The 16,370-nt window shown below is 28.1% G+C and carries 16 protein-coding genes; 4 read left to right on the forward strand and 12 right to left on the reverse strand.

Annotated features, from left to right (window positions below; all coding sequences use genetic code 11):
• On the forward strand, positions 1–1,985 hold a 1,985-nt coding region (feoB, locus tag J7G74_RS06650), incomplete at its 5' end, for a ferrous iron transport protein B (RefSeq protein ID WP_297133364.1).
• A gap of 131 nt (positions 1,986–2,116) precedes the next feature.
• Here the strand turns inward: feoB and J7G74_RS06655 are convergent.
• A complete protein-coding gene (locus J7G74_RS06655; protein ID WP_297133365.1) occupies positions 2,117–3,148 on the reverse strand; it encodes a YeiH family protein in 1,032 nt (343 codons plus the stop codon).
• Between the two features lie 105 nt (positions 3,149–3,253).
• On the opposite strand from J7G74_RS06655, the gene J7G74_RS06660 reads away from it, so the two are divergent.
• Together J7G74_RS06660 and J7G74_RS06665 are read left to right on the forward strand one after the other, a co-directional pair.
• Positions 3,254–3,406, forward strand: coding sequence for a hypothetical protein (locus J7G74_RS06660; RefSeq protein WP_297133367.1), 153 nt, complete (start codon positions 3,254–3,256; stop codon positions 3,404–3,406).
• A gap of 385 nt (positions 3,407–3,791) precedes the next feature.
• Entirely contained in the window at positions 3,792–4,013 is a 222-nt protein-coding gene (locus tag J7G74_RS06665) for a hypothetical protein (RefSeq protein WP_297133369.1), read from the forward strand.
• Between the two features lie 71 nt (positions 4,014–4,084).
• Here the strand turns inward: J7G74_RS06665 and J7G74_RS06670 are convergent, their stop codons facing one another.
• On the reverse strand, positions 4,085–4,969 hold the full coding sequence (locus J7G74_RS06670; RefSeq protein WP_297133371.1) for a sigma-70 family RNA polymerase sigma factor: 885 nt from the start codon (positions 4,967–4,969) through the stop codon (positions 4,085–4,087).
• Positions 4,970–5,267: 298 nt separating this feature from the next.
• Positions 5,268–5,774 (reverse strand): type I restriction enzyme HsdR N-terminal domain-containing protein, encoded by a 507-nt coding sequence (locus J7G74_RS06675; protein WP_297133372.1) that lies wholly within the window; start codon positions 5,772–5,774, stop codon positions 5,268–5,270.
• A 638-nt stretch (positions 5,775–6,412) separates the two neighbouring features.
• Here J7G74_RS06675 and J7G74_RS06680 point away from each other — a divergent pair.
• Positions 6,413–7,678 (forward strand): DUF1002 domain-containing protein, encoded by a 1,266-nt coding sequence (locus J7G74_RS06680; protein WP_297133374.1) that lies wholly within the window; start codon positions 6,413–6,415, stop codon positions 7,676–7,678.
• Positions 7,679–7,730: 52 nt separating this feature from the next.
• On the opposite strand, the gene proC is transcribed toward J7G74_RS06680, so the two are convergent.
• The 9 genes from proC to J7G74_RS06720 all read right to left on the reverse strand — a co-directional run.
• Positions 7,731–8,534 carry a pyrroline-5-carboxylate reductase gene (gene proC / locus J7G74_RS06685; protein ID WP_297133375.1) on the reverse strand — a complete coding sequence of 268 codons (804 nt, stop codon included), beginning with the start codon at positions 8,532–8,534 and terminating at the stop codon, positions 7,731–7,733.
• Positions 8,535–8,577: 43 nt separating this feature from the next.
• Positions 8,578–9,189, reverse strand: a complete 612-nt coding sequence (locus J7G74_RS06690) for a DNA-3-methyladenine glycosylase (protein ID WP_297133377.1) — start codon at positions 9,187–9,189, stop codon at positions 8,578–8,580.
• Positions 9,190–9,398: 209 nt separating this feature from the next.
• Positions 9,399–9,917, reverse strand: a complete 519-nt coding sequence (locus tag J7G74_RS16695; RefSeq protein WP_330616436.1) for an MATE family efflux transporter — start codon at positions 9,915–9,917, stop codon at positions 9,399–9,401.
• A gap of 18 nt (positions 9,918–9,935) precedes the next feature.
• Positions 9,936–10,745, reverse strand: coding sequence for an MATE family efflux transporter (locus J7G74_RS16700; RefSeq protein WP_330616437.1), 810 nt, complete (start codon positions 10,743–10,745; stop codon positions 9,936–9,938).
• A gap of 9 nt (positions 10,746–10,754) precedes the next feature.
• On the reverse strand, positions 10,755–11,540 hold the full coding sequence (locus tag J7G74_RS06700; protein WP_297133379.1) for an ABC transporter ATP-binding protein: 786 nt from the start codon (positions 11,538–11,540) through the stop codon (positions 10,755–10,757).
• A gap of 16 nt (positions 11,541–11,556) precedes the next feature.
• The gene (locus J7G74_RS06705) at positions 11,557–12,570 is read right to left on the reverse strand and encodes a FecCD family ABC transporter permease (protein WP_297133381.1); all 1,014 of its coding nucleotides are present in this window, start codon (positions 12,568–12,570) and stop codon (positions 11,557–11,559) included.
• A 2-nt stretch (positions 12,571–12,572) separates the two neighbouring features.
• Positions 12,573–13,586, reverse strand: coding sequence for a FecCD family ABC transporter permease (locus J7G74_RS06710; protein WP_297133382.1), 1,014 nt, complete (start codon positions 13,584–13,586; stop codon positions 12,573–12,575).
• Between the two features lie 143 nt (positions 13,587–13,729).
• A complete protein-coding gene (locus J7G74_RS06715; RefSeq protein ID WP_297133384.1) occupies positions 13,730–14,668 on the reverse strand; it encodes an iron-hydroxamate ABC transporter substrate-binding protein in 939 nt (312 codons plus the stop codon).
• Positions 14,669–14,895: 227 nt separating this feature from the next.
• A partial coding sequence (locus J7G74_RS06720; RefSeq protein ID WP_297133386.1) for a sensor histidine kinase occupies positions 14,896–16,370 on the reverse strand: 1,475 nt, incomplete at its 5' end.

Consider the following 16,370-nt stretch of genomic DNA (forward strand, 5'->3'; position numbering starts at 1 on the left):
GTCTAAAGCAACATACAGGAAATTGGCCTGGTAAAACTGTTTGTACAGCAAGGGGTGATTTTTCTTATAAAGATGTCAATTACTCTCTCATAGATCTACCTGGTACCTACTCTTTATTTCCTTTGTCTCAAGAGGAAATAGTTGCTCGTGATTTTATATGTTTTGGTAATCCAGATGCTGTTATAGTTGTTTGTGACAGCACTTGTATAGAAAGAAATTTAAACCTTGTTTTTCAAGTTATGGAGCTTACTGATAAGGTAGTTCTATGTTTAAATTTATTAGATGAAGCAAAAAAGAAAGGAATTGAAATAGATAAAGATAAGCTTGAGAAAACTCTTGGAATACCTGTAGTGTTAACAGCTGCAAGAAGCGGAATAGGTATGGATGAGTTACAAGAAGCATTAAATAAAGTTGTAAAAAATGAGTATAAATTTGATAATAAACCAGTTTATTATGATGATGAAATAGAAAGTATGATTAATTCAATCAAAGAAGAATTATTAAATATAATACCTGATATTAATCCTAGATGGTTAGGTTTAAGATTAATTGATGGAGATGAAAGTATTTTTAATTCATTAAATGATTATACAAAAGATAATATTATAGATGACTTAAAAAATATAAAAACTAAACTTCCTGATGTATTTGATAAAAGTAAAATTAGGAGTCACTTTAGCAAAACCATATATGATTATGCAAAAAATATAAGCGATGATGTAGTTACAGTAATAGATAAAGAGGCTCTAGATAAGGATGAAAAAATAGATAGAGTTGTCTCTTCTAAAACTTTAGGTATCCCTATCATGCTTCTATTACTTTGCGGTATTCTTTGGATTACTATAGAAGGCGCTAACGTTCCATCAGGCATGATTTCAGATTTGCTTTTTAGTATAGAGCCTAGTATTTATAATATATTTAATAATATAGGTTTTCCCCTATGGCTAAATGAAATGCTCACTTATGGAATGTATCGAACTTTAGCTTGGGTTGTTTCTGTTATGCTTCCACCTATGGCCATATTCTTCCCTTTATTCACATTGATGGAAGATTTAGGGTATCTACCTAGAGTTGCATTTAATCTTGATCATTTGTTCAAAAAAGCATGTTGTCATGGTAAACAGTGCCTTACTATGTGTATGGGATTTGGTTGTAATGCTGCCGGAATAATAGGTTGTAGAATAATAGACTCTCCTCGTGAAAGGTTGATAGCCATATTAACTAATAACTTTGTTCCTTGTAATGGCCGATTCCCAACACTAATAACTATTTCAACCATATTCTTCAGTTCCGTTATTGGAAGTAATTTTTTATCAAGTAGTGTTACTGCTCTTTCAATCACATTTTTGATAATTATTGGTGTTCTTACAACTTTACTAGTTTCTTATATATTATCTAAGACACTTTTAAAAGGTGTACCTTCAACTTTTACTTTAGAACTGCCACCTTATAGAGTTCCTCAAATAGGTAGGGTAATTTATACTTCTATAATTGATAGAACCTTATTTGTTCTTAGAAGAGCTGTTGTAGTTGCTATTCCAGCTGGTATTATCACATGGATATTCGCTAATATATATATTGGTGATATGAGTATACTATCTCATGTAGCCAGTTTCCTAGATCCTTTAGGAAAATTAATAGGTCTTGATGGCTTTATACTTCTAGCATTCATATTAGGATTCCCAGCTAACGAAATAGTAGTTCCTATTTTAATAATGAGCTACTTGGCAACTGGTAAAATGATTGAATTTGATGAATTGTCTGCTCTTGGTGAGCTATTAAGAGATAATGGATGGACTTATTTAACTGCATTAAATATGATGTTATTTAGTTTACTTCACTGGCCATGTGCTACTACTTTATTAACTATAAAAAAAGAAACCAACAGTATTAAGTGGACTGTTTTAGGATTTGTGATTCCAACTGTAATAGCTTTTGTAGTTTGTTTCATTACTGCAACAGGCTATCGTATATTTATAGGGTAAAATAAAAATTAATTATATAATAAAGAACTATATCTATAATATGGATATAGTTCTTTTGTTTCTCAATATCATTTATAAATAATCATTTATATTTCATGTATTAGTTAGTTTATATTATAAAGTATTATTACTTATAAAAACAAATTTATTAATATCATCGCAGAAGTTATTTGTAATATACCTACAAATAATCCATATAAAGATGCATTTTTTCCTTGTTTAATTAGATCTCTGATATTAACTCTTAGACCTATAGCCGCCAATGCTATAATTTCAAGTATATGACTTATCTCTTTACATACTAATGACATACTCTTTGGTATTATATTAATAGAAAACAATCCACACATTATGAAGAATCCTATTACATACCAAGGTACTTTTATCTTTTTAGTTTTAACATCACTTACTTCTTCATCAATAATTTCTTTATTTGTTTTATGTTTTATATGACCAAATGCAAATACAACTACTACTAAAAATATAATACGCACTATTTTAAATATAGTAGATAAATCTGTTCCTCCTTCACTGACCATAGCCCCCCTGGCAACAACTTGCCCTACAGATTGTAAAATACCACCTATCATACCCGAAGTTTGTAAGACTTCATTGTTATATAAAAATCCAGTAATAACTGGTAGTAAAAACATTAAAAATATACCAGTTACATTTACTATAGTAATTGATATACCCTTATCTTTATCATCTGCATCAATTACAGGGGCAGTTGCTGCAATAGCTGAAGATCCACATACTGCATTACCACTAGCCATTAAAAATCTAAAATTTTGATCAAAGCCTAATTTTCTCCCTATATACAATGCTCCTACTATAGTCACTATCATTTGTAATACTATAAATATAACTCCAGAAACTCCTATCTCACCTATAGTTTGTATACTAAGAGTCCCCCCAAGCAGAACAATTGAATAAGATAACAAATCTGATTCTGAAAATTTATATCCTTTTTGAAAAACCTTATGGTTTAAAAATACATTTCCCACAAACATGCCAAAAAAAATTGCTATAGATGCTGCACCTAAGTTAGGTATAAACTTTCCCAAAAACATACTTCCTAATGCCACTAGAAGGGATACAATTAATCCTGGTATTATTTCTTTAATATTATTTTTAATTAAAATAATTTCTTTATTTACCATATATTTTTCTCCTCTTTATTTGTTGTTTTTTGTCTAAAATCAGTATAAACTTTTTTAATGTACATGTAAAATATGGATTTTTAATGATTATAATAAGAAAAATTTATGGTTATAATATTAAAACTAAAAATAATTTATAATTATCTAAGTAATAAAAATAACAGGAGGAAAATACAACCTAAAAATATTATGGTATTTGGAAGTAATTATGCTGTAAAAGAAGCTGTAAAAAATGGTCTAGGCGTTACATTTATATAAAATTTAATTGCTTATCCCTCATACAAAAATAAAGAATTAAAAATAATCTCTATTGATGATAACTTTACTCGTAATTTTTCTTATATTATTCCAAATAATATAACATCATCAAAATCTAACTTACTTTTTATTAAGGAGTTAAAGGAATTTGTTTCTAGCATTTAATAAAGAATTTATTTATTATTTTTTAATACCTATTTATATAATAGTATATTATTTTTTTATAATCCCCTGGGTGTTGGTGTAATAATATGTAGTTTTTCATCTATTAGCACTGTTTTTGTGTTTTTCTTATCTTTTCATGTAGTTTTTTTTTTAATGAAAGAATTTAATAAGTGTAGTACAATTCTCTTAATGAAAGATTTATAGGGGGAGGTTGTAATTTATGAACGCTGCTATTATAATTGCTTTTTCAGTATTGTCCTTAAGTCTTGTCTATTTTTTATTAAATGTTTGTATACAGTTTAATCGTATTAATAACTTGAATTTACAACTTGGAATGGATGTTACAACTCTAATATCTTCTGAGGAAGAATTTAATTTGAACTATTTTATAAGAAAATTTGCCATGAGGTTGTACATATTATCTAAAAAATTTAAATTATAAATTATTTACAATTAATATAATTTCCTTATAATTAAAAAGGTGATTATAAAAATATAATCACCTAATAGTTATTAATAAAAGTTTTTAAGTTGCTTAAGTCTACTAGGATGTCTTAACTTCCTAATAGCCTTAGCTTCTATTTGTCTTATTCTTTCTCTTGTTACCCCAAAGACCTTACCTATTTCTTCAAGAGTTTTAGGATCATCATCATCTAATCCGAATCTCATTCTTAATACTTTTTGTTCTTGTTCATTAAGGCCAGTAAGAAGTTCATCTATCTTTTCTCTAAGATTTTTTTGCTCGACCTCATGAATTACAACATCGTCTAAGTTAGCATCTGAGGGGATAAATTCTACTAAAGAACTATCTTCATCTTCTTTAATAGGAGTATCTAGAGACACAACATTTTTATCTCTTTTTAGTATTTCAATAATTTTATCTGCTTCCATATCACATACTTCAGCAAGCTCATCTAAAGACGGCTCTCGTTGTAACTCATTTGATAGTTCTTGTTTTTTTCTTTTTATAAAATTTATTCTTTGATGAAGGTGAACTGGTATCCTTATAGTATTTTCACAATCATCAATATATCTAGTTATACTTTGCTTAATCCACCAAGTAGCATAAGTACTAAATTTAAATCCTTTTTTATAGTCATATTTTTCAACTGCTTTAATCAAACCAATATTACCAGCTTGAATTAAATCTAGCATATCAACATTTTCTTTTCTATATTTTTTAGCAATACTAACTACTAATCTGTAATTAGCATTTATAAACTTTTCTTTTGCTTCTGGAATCGAATCATTTATGTCTTTAGCTAATTCTATTTCTTCATTTGGTGATAGCATTTTGTATTCTTCTATTTCTTTTAAATACATTTTCATAGCATTTGATGCAGATGATGAATCTCCAAAAACATAATTTTCATAAGTATGCTCTCTTTTAGCCCCCATATAATCTAACCCCTTCTTTATACATATATTCATTAAAAATGCTTTAAAAACATATCATGTATATCACCTATAATATGTTTTAATTTATGAAAAAATGCATGTTCTTTGTATATTTTCTAATTCATTACAATTCTACAAAATTACTTAAAAACCTTTAATTTTGAGTTTTATTTTTTATAAATTATATAAATATATCTTATTTTACAATTAATAAAAAATAATTACAAAATTATTTAACAATATGACTAAATCATTCCCTATGTTTTATTATTTTTATGTATGTATTAGTATTTATATCTTAGTGTTTACATCCACAATCATCACCACAACCACATCCATGTGATTCATCATCATGATTATGTCCACATCCACATCCATCATGATGATGGTGCTCAGCTGCTAAACTTTCTTCTGCCTCAAAAAATTCTCTTTCCATTTGCTCATATGTAGGAAGTGATGCCTCAGTATCATACTCTTCACCAGTCCAGTCTGCATACATCATTTGATCTCCATTTGTTAGTATCATTCTTCCTGCCATAGTTATATTATCAACATATTCTAAGAATTCTATTTCTTTTTGAAGTGTATCTCCTTCTAACTCCACATCATCATCAGTGCATCTTACTATTAATACTGGAGCAAAGTATCCTTGTTTATCTTGTACATTTACAACTATATCTAAAATACCTTCTGCACCTTCTTCAAATTCGCTTAATGATACATTTGTATCTATCATGTCTTGAGGTACATATAAATCCTCTATTAAATATTTTAATACTCTTTCTTTTACTAATTCTTGTGACATTATTATTCTCCTTTCAATTTAAACAAAAATATTGTTAAATTTGATATTATAAATCATTTCCTTTATATAGTATAATACATTTAGTTATTTTTCAATCATATTCCCTATCTATTTTATATTCCCATTTATATTATTTTTAATTATTAATTTATAAACATTCTATTGCTTCTTCTCTTATTATAAAAAGATGTTTATCTGTCACAGATGATAACTCTTTATCATAATTAAAATTTTCTATTATAACCTATTCACCAACATGCTAAGTAAAATTTCCAGCTTGAAGATTTTGATTTTTAAAAGTTAAATCCTTCATTTCCTCCCCCCTATTAATATATATTATGCTGTCTTCTTTATAATAATATTATTTTATTTATATATTTATTAAACAAATATTACAATTTTCTTAAAAAGTCCACAAATTATAATTTTTATAATATAATTATAAAGATATTTAATGATTTTTATTGTAAGGATTTATGAATAATCTGTAAACACAGTTACAATCTTGTAATCGCATTGTTTTATTAAATGTAATAATATATTTACAGAGTACATTTAATTTATATTAAATCTTTACATAATCCTACTTACTTTATTATATATATTATAAGTAAGTAGTAATTTTAGGAGGAAATATTATGAACTTTAAAAAGAAAGTTGGCTCATTATTAATATGTATGACTTTAGTAGCCAGTAGTTTTGCTCCATCTTTTGCAGATGGTGCCAGAGTAGTAACATTAGGTGTTAATAATACTGCTGAACAAAAACAAAAAATATTAAATTATTTTGGTGTTAAAGAAAATGAAGTAGTTATATTAGAAGTCAACAATCAAGAAGAAAGACAATACTTAGGAGGTATTGCTACAGAAGCTCAATTAGGAACAAAAACTTATTCATGTGCTTATGTGGAACCTACTAATAGTGGAAGTGGAATAAATGTTAAGACAGCTAATATAACTTGGGTTACATCATCAATGGTTGCATCAACTTTATCAACTGCAGGTATGACTGATGCCAACTGTGTCATAGCTTCTACATTCCCTGTAAGTGGTACAGGCGCTCTAACAGGTGTTATGAAAGCTTTTGAAGATGCTACTGGTGAAAAACTTGACGAATCTAAAAAAGAACTTGCATCTGAAGAATTAATTACAACTGGTGATTTAGGAGATGAAATAGGTCAAGATAAGGCAACTGGTGTAGTAAATGATGTAAAAATAGAAGTAATTAAAAATGGTACAAGTGATACTACTCAAATTGCAGATATAATAAATAATGTAACTAATAATTACAATATTACTTTAACAGATGCTCAAGTTAAACAAATAACTGATTTAATGAAAAAAATAGCTGCACAAAATTATGATTATAACTCTATGAAGGATACATTGAATAATGTTTCTAATATAGTTGAAGATAATTTAAAAGAAGCTGGAGAAAGTATTGGAGGATCTGGAATATTAGATTCAATAGGGGATTTCTTCTCATCAATAGGTGAATGGTTCTCTAATTTATTTGGCGGAAACAAAGATTTAGGTATACTTGGAGAAACAAATGATAATATGCTAGGTAGCGACGCTATAATAAATGCTACTGATAAAGCTGCTGAGAATCTACCTTCAAGTGAAGAAGTAGAAGGTTTCTTCCAAAAGATAATTAATTGGTTTAAAGATTTATTTAATAATAATAATTCACAAAACAATAATGAAACTAATCAAGAAAACAATACTAATATAGAAGAAAATACTCAAACATCTGAAGACAATAATATTAATAATACTCAAAATAATGATGTTGAAACTAATAGTAATACTCAAAATACTGAAGAAAATTCTACTAATGACTCTTCTTTAGATATTCAAAATGAATCAGAGCAACATTTTAATTCTGAGGATATTCAACAATAATATAAAAACCTCTCCTTGTTATTAAGGAGAGGTTTTTATATTATTCTATTTATTATTTACTCATTTCTTTTGACTTATTAACACAAGCACAAACTGCTTTGATTACTGCCCCTCTAAATTGTTCTTCTTCTAATACTCTTACAGCTTCTATAGTAGTACCCCCTGGTGAACATACCATGTCTTTTAACTCTCCTGGATGCATGTTAGTATCTAGAACCATTTTAGCAGCACCTAGTAGTCCTTGAGCTGCAAATTTATAAGCTTTATCCCTTGGCATTCCTGCAATTACTGCTGCATCTGCTATAGCCTCTATAAACATAAATCCATAGGCAGGAGATGATCCACTAGCTCCTATGACTGCATCAATTAACTCTTCTCCTACCACTTCACTTTTCCCACAAGAATTAAATAATGATTTAATCTTATTTAGCTCTTCTTCAGTAATATTTTTATTAGGACAAATAGCTGTCATCCCTTCTCCTACTAAAGAAGGTGTATTTGGCATAGTTCTAATTATTTTTTTATCTGAACCAATAATTTTTTCTACTGATTCTAAACTCTTTCCAGCCGCTATAGTAATAATTATTTTATTGTTATCTATATGATCTTTTATTTCATATAATATATCGTCATATGTTCCAGGCTTAACACCTATAATTATTATATCTGAAAATTCAACAACTTCCTTAGATGATTTAGTCGTTTTAACATTAAATTCTTTTTTTACTTTTTCAATAGTTGAATCAGTTTTAGCAGAAGCAATTACATTATTTTCATCAATTAATTTTGACTTTAATATTCCACCTAATATTGCTCTTCCCATGTTTCCAGTACCAATAAATCCTATTTTTCTCATCCTACTCCTCCTAAGCTTTATTTCATACAGATAAATTATAACATTATTTTTTATCTATTACTGATACATATTTATTATTCTCAATATAAAATCGCCATGGATAATCTACAGCTTCCTCAGCATAATCAATATTTACTCTCTTACTTTCTACAATATTAAAATCATTATCTGGATTATCTTCTATATATAATTCATTACTAAATATAGTCTTCCCACTTAAACTTCTATCTATTTTCAATGCTTTACATAGCTTTCCAGGACCATTTGTTAGGTTTTTCTTTTGATAAGAATTTAATTCATTATAACTTTTATCAAATCTATTATAGGATATTTCCTCAAAACTATTAACAGGTTCTACTCCTCTTATTAATACACACTCCGGTATATTTTCCTTATTAGCTGATAAATTTAAACAGTTATACATTCCATAAATTAAATATACATATATATGTCCACCTTCCATATATAATGGTTGTGTTCTCACACTTTTTTTATCGTTATATACATGACTTGCTTTATCATTTACTCCCATATAAGCTTCAGTTTCAACTATTTTAGTTATTATTTTTTTACCATCATACTCTCTAATTAAATATTTATTTAAAAGTCCTTTTGCCACATCTATACTATTTTTAATATAAAATTCTTTATTCAAATTTATCACATCCTTTTTACAAATTTAGCTATTGTTAGTATAACACGTTCTCTTTCAATTATTGATAAAGTTATAATTTGTACAAAAAATAATGAATCTAGATAAGGTAGTAATAACTTAAATGCTTTAATCTAGGAGCTTTCTACAGTTGCAAACTCAACATAAATTCATTGTATGTAAAAAAGGTGCATTAAAAAATGCACCTTTTTCTATAACTCTATATTTTTTACTTTAAATTCTTTTAATAAGAAATTTCCTATGATTATCATTGCACCTATATCAGCTATTGGTTGTGATAACCAAACACCATTTAGCCCACATATTTTAGGCACTACAAGTATAACAGGAATTAATATTATAACTTGTCTTAGTATGCTTAGAATCATTGATAATTTGGCTCTTCCTATACATTGGAAATAAACTGAACCTAAAACAGAAATCCCTATAGTAGGTAGAGTTATCAAGTTTATGTTTATACCATTAACAGCTAAGTCCATAAGCCCTTTATCTTTTGTAAATATACTTACAAAGAACTCTGGGAACATTTGAATTAATATACACCCAACAGCTAGTAAGCCTGTAGCTGCAACTAAGGCCATTAATAGTGTCTTTTTAGCACGATCTATTTGTTTTGCACCATAATTATATGCAATTATAGTTTGCATACCTTGGCTTAATCCAAACACTGGCATTAAAAACATTAATGATATTGATGTTACAGCTGTCATAGCTCCTATTGCTAAATCTCAACCATATACTTGTAACACTCTATTTGTAATTAAGTGTATAAATCCTGCAGCCATTTCCATAAATAAAGGAGTTAATGATACAATTACGATTATTTTTATGAATTTTTTCTCTAATCTTATATTTTTTAATTTTAACTTTAAGTTTGATTTACCTATTGTAAAATAATGAAGAGACCAAAGGCAAATAGTTAATTGACATATTACTGTCCCAACTGCTGCTCCTTTTATTCCCATATCAAATACAAATATAAATATTGGATCTAGTATTAAGTTTAGAAGACATGTCACTATCATCATTTTTGAAGCTAACTTTGGATTACCTTCTGCCCTTATGGCACTATTTAAACTAAAACCAGGTAAATTAAACCATGCTCCAGCAAAAATTACACTCATATAATCTCTTGCATAAGTTATAGTATCTTTACTTGCTCCAAATAAATAAAGTATATCATCTAAGAAAAATATTCCTATTAGGATTATTACAACAGCTACTACAAACTCCAAAGCAAAAGTATTTCCTAATATTTTTTCTGCATCTTCTTTATTTCCTTCTCCCAGCTTTATGGACATATTTGTACTTCCTCCTATAGCTATAGCTACACAAAATGCACCTAAGATTGTAAATAAAGGCATTGTAACCCCAAGTCCTGATAGCGCAAGAGCTCCTACATCTTTTATTGCACCTATAAAAGCTCTATCCACAGTATTATATAAAGATGTTACCATCATAGCCAGTATTGCTGGTACTGAATATTTTAATAATAATTTACTTATTTTTTCTTCTTTTAATGCTTGTTGATTATCCATATTATTGTCCTATCCTATCATGTCATAAGTTATACATACAGGCTTATTAGTTCTAGGATCTGATACAATTTCTGCATCTATATTAAATAATTCTTTAAGATTTTCCTTTGTCATTACCTCATATGCACTACCTTGACATGCTATTTTCCCTTTTTTAACACCTATTATATGATCTGCAAACCTTGCTGCATTATTAAGTTCGTGTATAACCATAACGATAGTTGTTCCTTGTTTTTTATTTAATTCTTCTAATAAATTTAATACTTCTAATTGATGCGCTAAATCTAAATATGTTGTTGGTTCATCAAGTACAAGTATATCTGTTTGTTGAGCCAGGGCCATAGCTATCCACGCTCTTTGTCTTTGTCCACCAGATAAAGCTTCTATTTTTCTATCTCTAAACTCAGATATTCCTGTAGCTTCTAAAGCCCATGAAACTATATCATTGTCTTCTTTTTTCATTTTTCCAAATCCCTTTTGATGAGGGAATCTTCCATAAGATATTAATTCTTCTACGGTAAGACCACTTGGTGCTTGTGGACTTTGAGGAAGAACTGCCATAGTCTTAGCTAGTTCTTTTGAGCTTTGTTCTTTTATATTTTTATCATTTATAAATATATCACCACTCTTTGGCTGTAGTATCCTAGCTATAGTTTTTAATATAGTAGATTTACCACATCCATTAGCACCTATTATTGTTGTTATCTTACCCTTTGGTATCTCTAGATTTAAATCTTTAACTATATCTAAATTTCCATAAGAAATGTTTAGGTCTTTAGTTTTTATGCAATTCATATTTGTCTCCTTCTTTCTACTCTGCTAACATTAAATAAATAAAGTATGGTACACCTATTATAGCCACAACTATTCCTACTGGTATTTCCATAGGTGCTATTAAATTTCTAGATATTGTATCCGATACTAATAAAATTAAAATACCTATAAGTGATGCTGTAGGAATTAGTTTTTTATGTTTTGGACCAACTAATTTTCTTCCTATATGCGGTGCCACTAATCCTAAAAATCCTATACTTCCTGCAACAGATGTGGCAACACCAGCTAAAATAACTGCATATATAATTAGTTTTCTTCTTTCTTTTTCAACTTCTATACCTAAACCTGTTGCTACTTCATCACCTAAATTTAATGTATCTAAGTATCTAGATTTATAAATAGTAAGCGTCATAAATATTAATATAAACGGTAAAACTGCTAATACATATTTCCAACTAGCACCCCATATACTTCCAGAAGTCCATGCCATTACTCTATTAAATTCTTGAGTGGTAAATCTTAACTGGAAAATAGTAAGTATTGATGTAAAAGCCGTATTAATCCCTATACCTATTAATAATAATCTTGATGAATTTATACCATTTTTCCATGCAAGAGCATAAATCAAGAATGCTCCAAATATAGCTCCACAAAGTGCAACAACTGGCATAGTGAATATAGTTAAATTACTCATACCATCATAAACATTTCCATTCATAAGATAAATATAAACAACAACGAATAATGCTGCTCCTGAATTGATACCAAGTATACCAGAATCTGCCAAATCATTTTTAGTAACACCTTGTAAAATAGTACCTGCTGTTGCTAAAGCTGTTCCGACTAAAATTGCAATTACTATTCTTGGCAATCTCAACTTAAAAATTGCTATTTCATGACTCTTAGAACCTTGTCCTATTAATGTTTTAATAACATCCCCAGGTTCTATTGATAAAGACCCCATATTTAAACTAACTAAAAATGTTATAAATATTAAGGAAACAAGAACTCCTATAACTAATACAAATTTTCTATTTTTATTTATTTTCATAACTATTTTGTATCCTTTCTCACAAGGTATATAAACATAGGTACTCCTAATAATGCTGTCAGCGAACCTATTGGAGTTTCATATGGTGGATTAATCATTCTTGCTAAAATATCACTATACACTAATAATACTGAACCTAAAATCAGTGAACTCGGTATTATTAATCTATAGTCTGCTCCAACTATTGCTTTTGCTATTTGAGGAACTATAAGACCTACAAATACTATATTTCCAGCTACTGATACTGAAGCCCCTGTTAAAGCTATTACTATCATTAAACAAATAAATCTAACTAAATTTGTTCTTTGTCCAAGTCCAATGGCAACTTCTTCACCTAGACTCAAAATAGTTATCTTAGGAGACATTATCATAGCAGCTATCATTCCAATTCCACCAACTACTAAAAGTAATTTTACACCCTGCCATTTAGCACTAACTAATCCGCCCGAAATCCAAAAGCTTAATTGCTGAGATAAGTTAAAATACATTGAAATTCCCATAGCTAAAGATATTAATAAAGTTCCAAGTGCTGTTCCTGCAAGAGCTAACTTTACAGGATCTACTTTTCTAGCTGACCTTGAACTTACAAAATAAACTAAAAGACCACTTATGCTTGCACCTAAGAACGCAAATATCATAATACCAAAACTTCCTATAACCAAGTTCGGATTAATTCTTTGTAATACAAAAGCTACTGCAATCATAAAAGTTGCACCTTGAGTAATCCCCATTACAGATGGTTCTGCAATAGGGTTTCTAGTTATACCTTGCATTATTGCACCTGATACCGCTAAAAATCCACCTACAAGTGCCGCTGCAATTGCTCTTGGGACTCTAACATCTCTAATAATTTTTATATTTACATCATTTTTATTTGAAAATAAACTCTGTATTATTGTTGAAAAATCTATATTTTTAGCTCCTAATGAAATTGAAAGTCCTATTCCTAGTACTAGCAATATAATTCCGATAAACATTAATAAATAAGCTAAGCTTCTTCTATTTGGTTTAGTCACAGCTCATCCTCCTTGCTTGAAGTATTATAAAATATATTTTTTATATACCCACATAATTACTTTTATAATTTTATTTTCCCATAAATTTAAATAGTAGGTGATGAAAACCAATCTACTTTCACCACCTACTTTATTTATTATAATTATTTTACAAATTCATCTTTGATTGATTGGAATAGTAATTCTCTTCCTATTGGATTATATGCTTGAGAGAAGTATGGACTTGCATCAAGTATAGTCACATTTCCTTCTTTTACAGCTCTTATTTCTGGCCAAACTGTACTTGCATCTAAATCAGCTTTATCTGATTCTGTTGCTATAACTATTATATGGTCAGCATCTATCTCTGATAAACCTTCCATAGTTACAGTTGGTAAAGTTATACTATCTTGTTTAGGCATATTAGTTGGTTGAGGTAACTTCATATCTTCTTTTAATACTGTTCCTATTCCACCTTCTGTAAATACCATGAATTGTCCTGAACTAGCTAGTACTGTTAAATAAGTAGTATCTTCTCCGTTAGCTTTTTTTATTTCTTTACCTAATTCTTCTGCTTTTTTGTAGTAAGCATCTAACCATTCTTGAGCTTCTTTTTCTTGGCCAAATAATGCTGCAACATCTTTAAGTTTAGCTTCCCAATCATTTGATCTATCTTCTAACATAACAACTGGTGCTATTTCTTTTAATTGGTCATATATTTTTTCTTGTCTTGGGGCCATTATTATTAAATCTGGCTCAGCAGCAAGTATAGCTTCTATATCCATTGTATCCATCATTGAGTGACCAACTACTTTTGCATCACCTAACTTATCTTCTATGTATGATGGCACTTTAGTAGTTTCATAAGAATCTACGTTTGCTGTAGCTACTGGAGTATGTCCAAGTAATACTAACTCTTCACTACTTCCTGATATATCTACTATTCTTTGAGGATTAGCTGGTATTTCAACTTCCCCTTTCACCGATTGAACTGTTCTTGTTTCTTGAGTATTTTCTTTTCCATTATCAGATGAGCAACCTGTAATCATACCAAATGTTAACATTGTTACACATAATAATGCTACTGATTTTAATTTTTTCATCTCTTTCCTCCTATTATGTCATTTGTATAATTAATTATTATTATTCATCGCAAATAATAATTGTTATCAATTAGTTTGTAAATCGATTCTATCATTATTTTTTTATACAGTCAATAAATTTTATAAATATTTTTATATTTTTATATAAATATTTTAATAATAACTTCTCCATAAACTATATAATATATAATTTCACTAAAAAAGTCCTCTATATACAAGGACTTTTTCTAAGTTAATATTTCATATATATCTGAAAGTTCTAGTTCAGTATTATAATTGTCTATATCATAAACTTTACATTCATCGTAATTATCATTTCTATGAGGTAATAATATTTTAAAAGTACTTCCATTACCTACTTCACTTTCTACGCTTATATATCCACCATGAAGATCTACTATGGATTTAACTATACTAAGACCTATACCACTTCCTTCATTTTCACGTGTAAGAGATTTATCTGCTTGTACAAATCTCTCAAAAATTGCTTTTCTATTTTTTTTTGATATACCAATACCTTCATCTTTCACATTAATCTCAACTAAGTCATCATCTACAAAAATATCCACATAAATGCTTTTATTTTCTTTTGAAAATTTAATTGCATTTGATAATAAGTTGAGCATAACTCTTTCAATCATAGAAGGATCACACTTTACAATACATTCTTCGCTGTTAGTATCAAAATGTATATCTATTAATTTCAATTGTGCATAATTTAAAACAGATAAAGTAACATCTTCAACAACAGCAACTATATTATAATTATCAAACTTTCCTTTTAAAATTCCCGTTTCTATTTTTGACATATCAACTACATTATTTATTAATCTCAACATTCTTTTGCAATTTACATGTAAAGTTTTTCTATATCTCTCATACATTGATTTAAAGTCTACCTCTTCATTGGTAATAGTTTTGTCTAACAATTGAAGAGTTGAATAAAATATATTTAATGGGGTTCTTAACTCATGAGAAATATTTGACATAAATTCAGTTTTTTCTTTATTATACACCTTTAACTTTTCTAATTCTAATTCTTTACTTATAGCTTCTGATATATCCATATATGAAACAGCTATTTCTTCATCTTGTCCTATTGTATTTATTATTTGTATAGAACAATCAATAGCACTTCCTTCTTCAGTATTCTTAATTATCCCCCTCCATATACCATGTTCTTTTAAATGTTGTTTTATTTCATCACTTTCAGATATAATTTTTCTTCTTTCAGCAAAAAATGAGTCTAATTCTTCTTCATTAAAATCTTTTGATGATAAACAAAATTCTTTAAGTTTTTTATTCAAATAAAGTATTTTTCCTTCTTTATTACATATAAACATAAAACTATGCTTATCGTTATCAGTAAAATTATAAAAAATTCCTAGATTGTCATTCAAAACTTTTGATCTATTTATATAAATAAATAATTCTATAAATGCTCCAAAGATTACTATTAAACAGATTATATATGTTATTGATACTGATGTAATTCTCACATAAAAAGATGTGGTATTTGCTCCATAGATAGCATAAATAGCTTTTATAGAAAGCATTAATATACTAAAAGCTAGTATCAAGTATAAATACTCTTTTTCTCTTTTACCTATTCTAAATAATCTAATAGCGCTTAGAATATACACTATCGTCAAGATTAAATTATAAATTATGAAAAACTCAGTAGTATAATCAAAACCTATGA

This window comes from Terrisporobacter sp., from assembly GCF_017888745.1.
Lineage (GTDB): Bacteria > Bacillota > Clostridia > Peptostreptococcales > Peptostreptococcaceae > Terrisporobacter.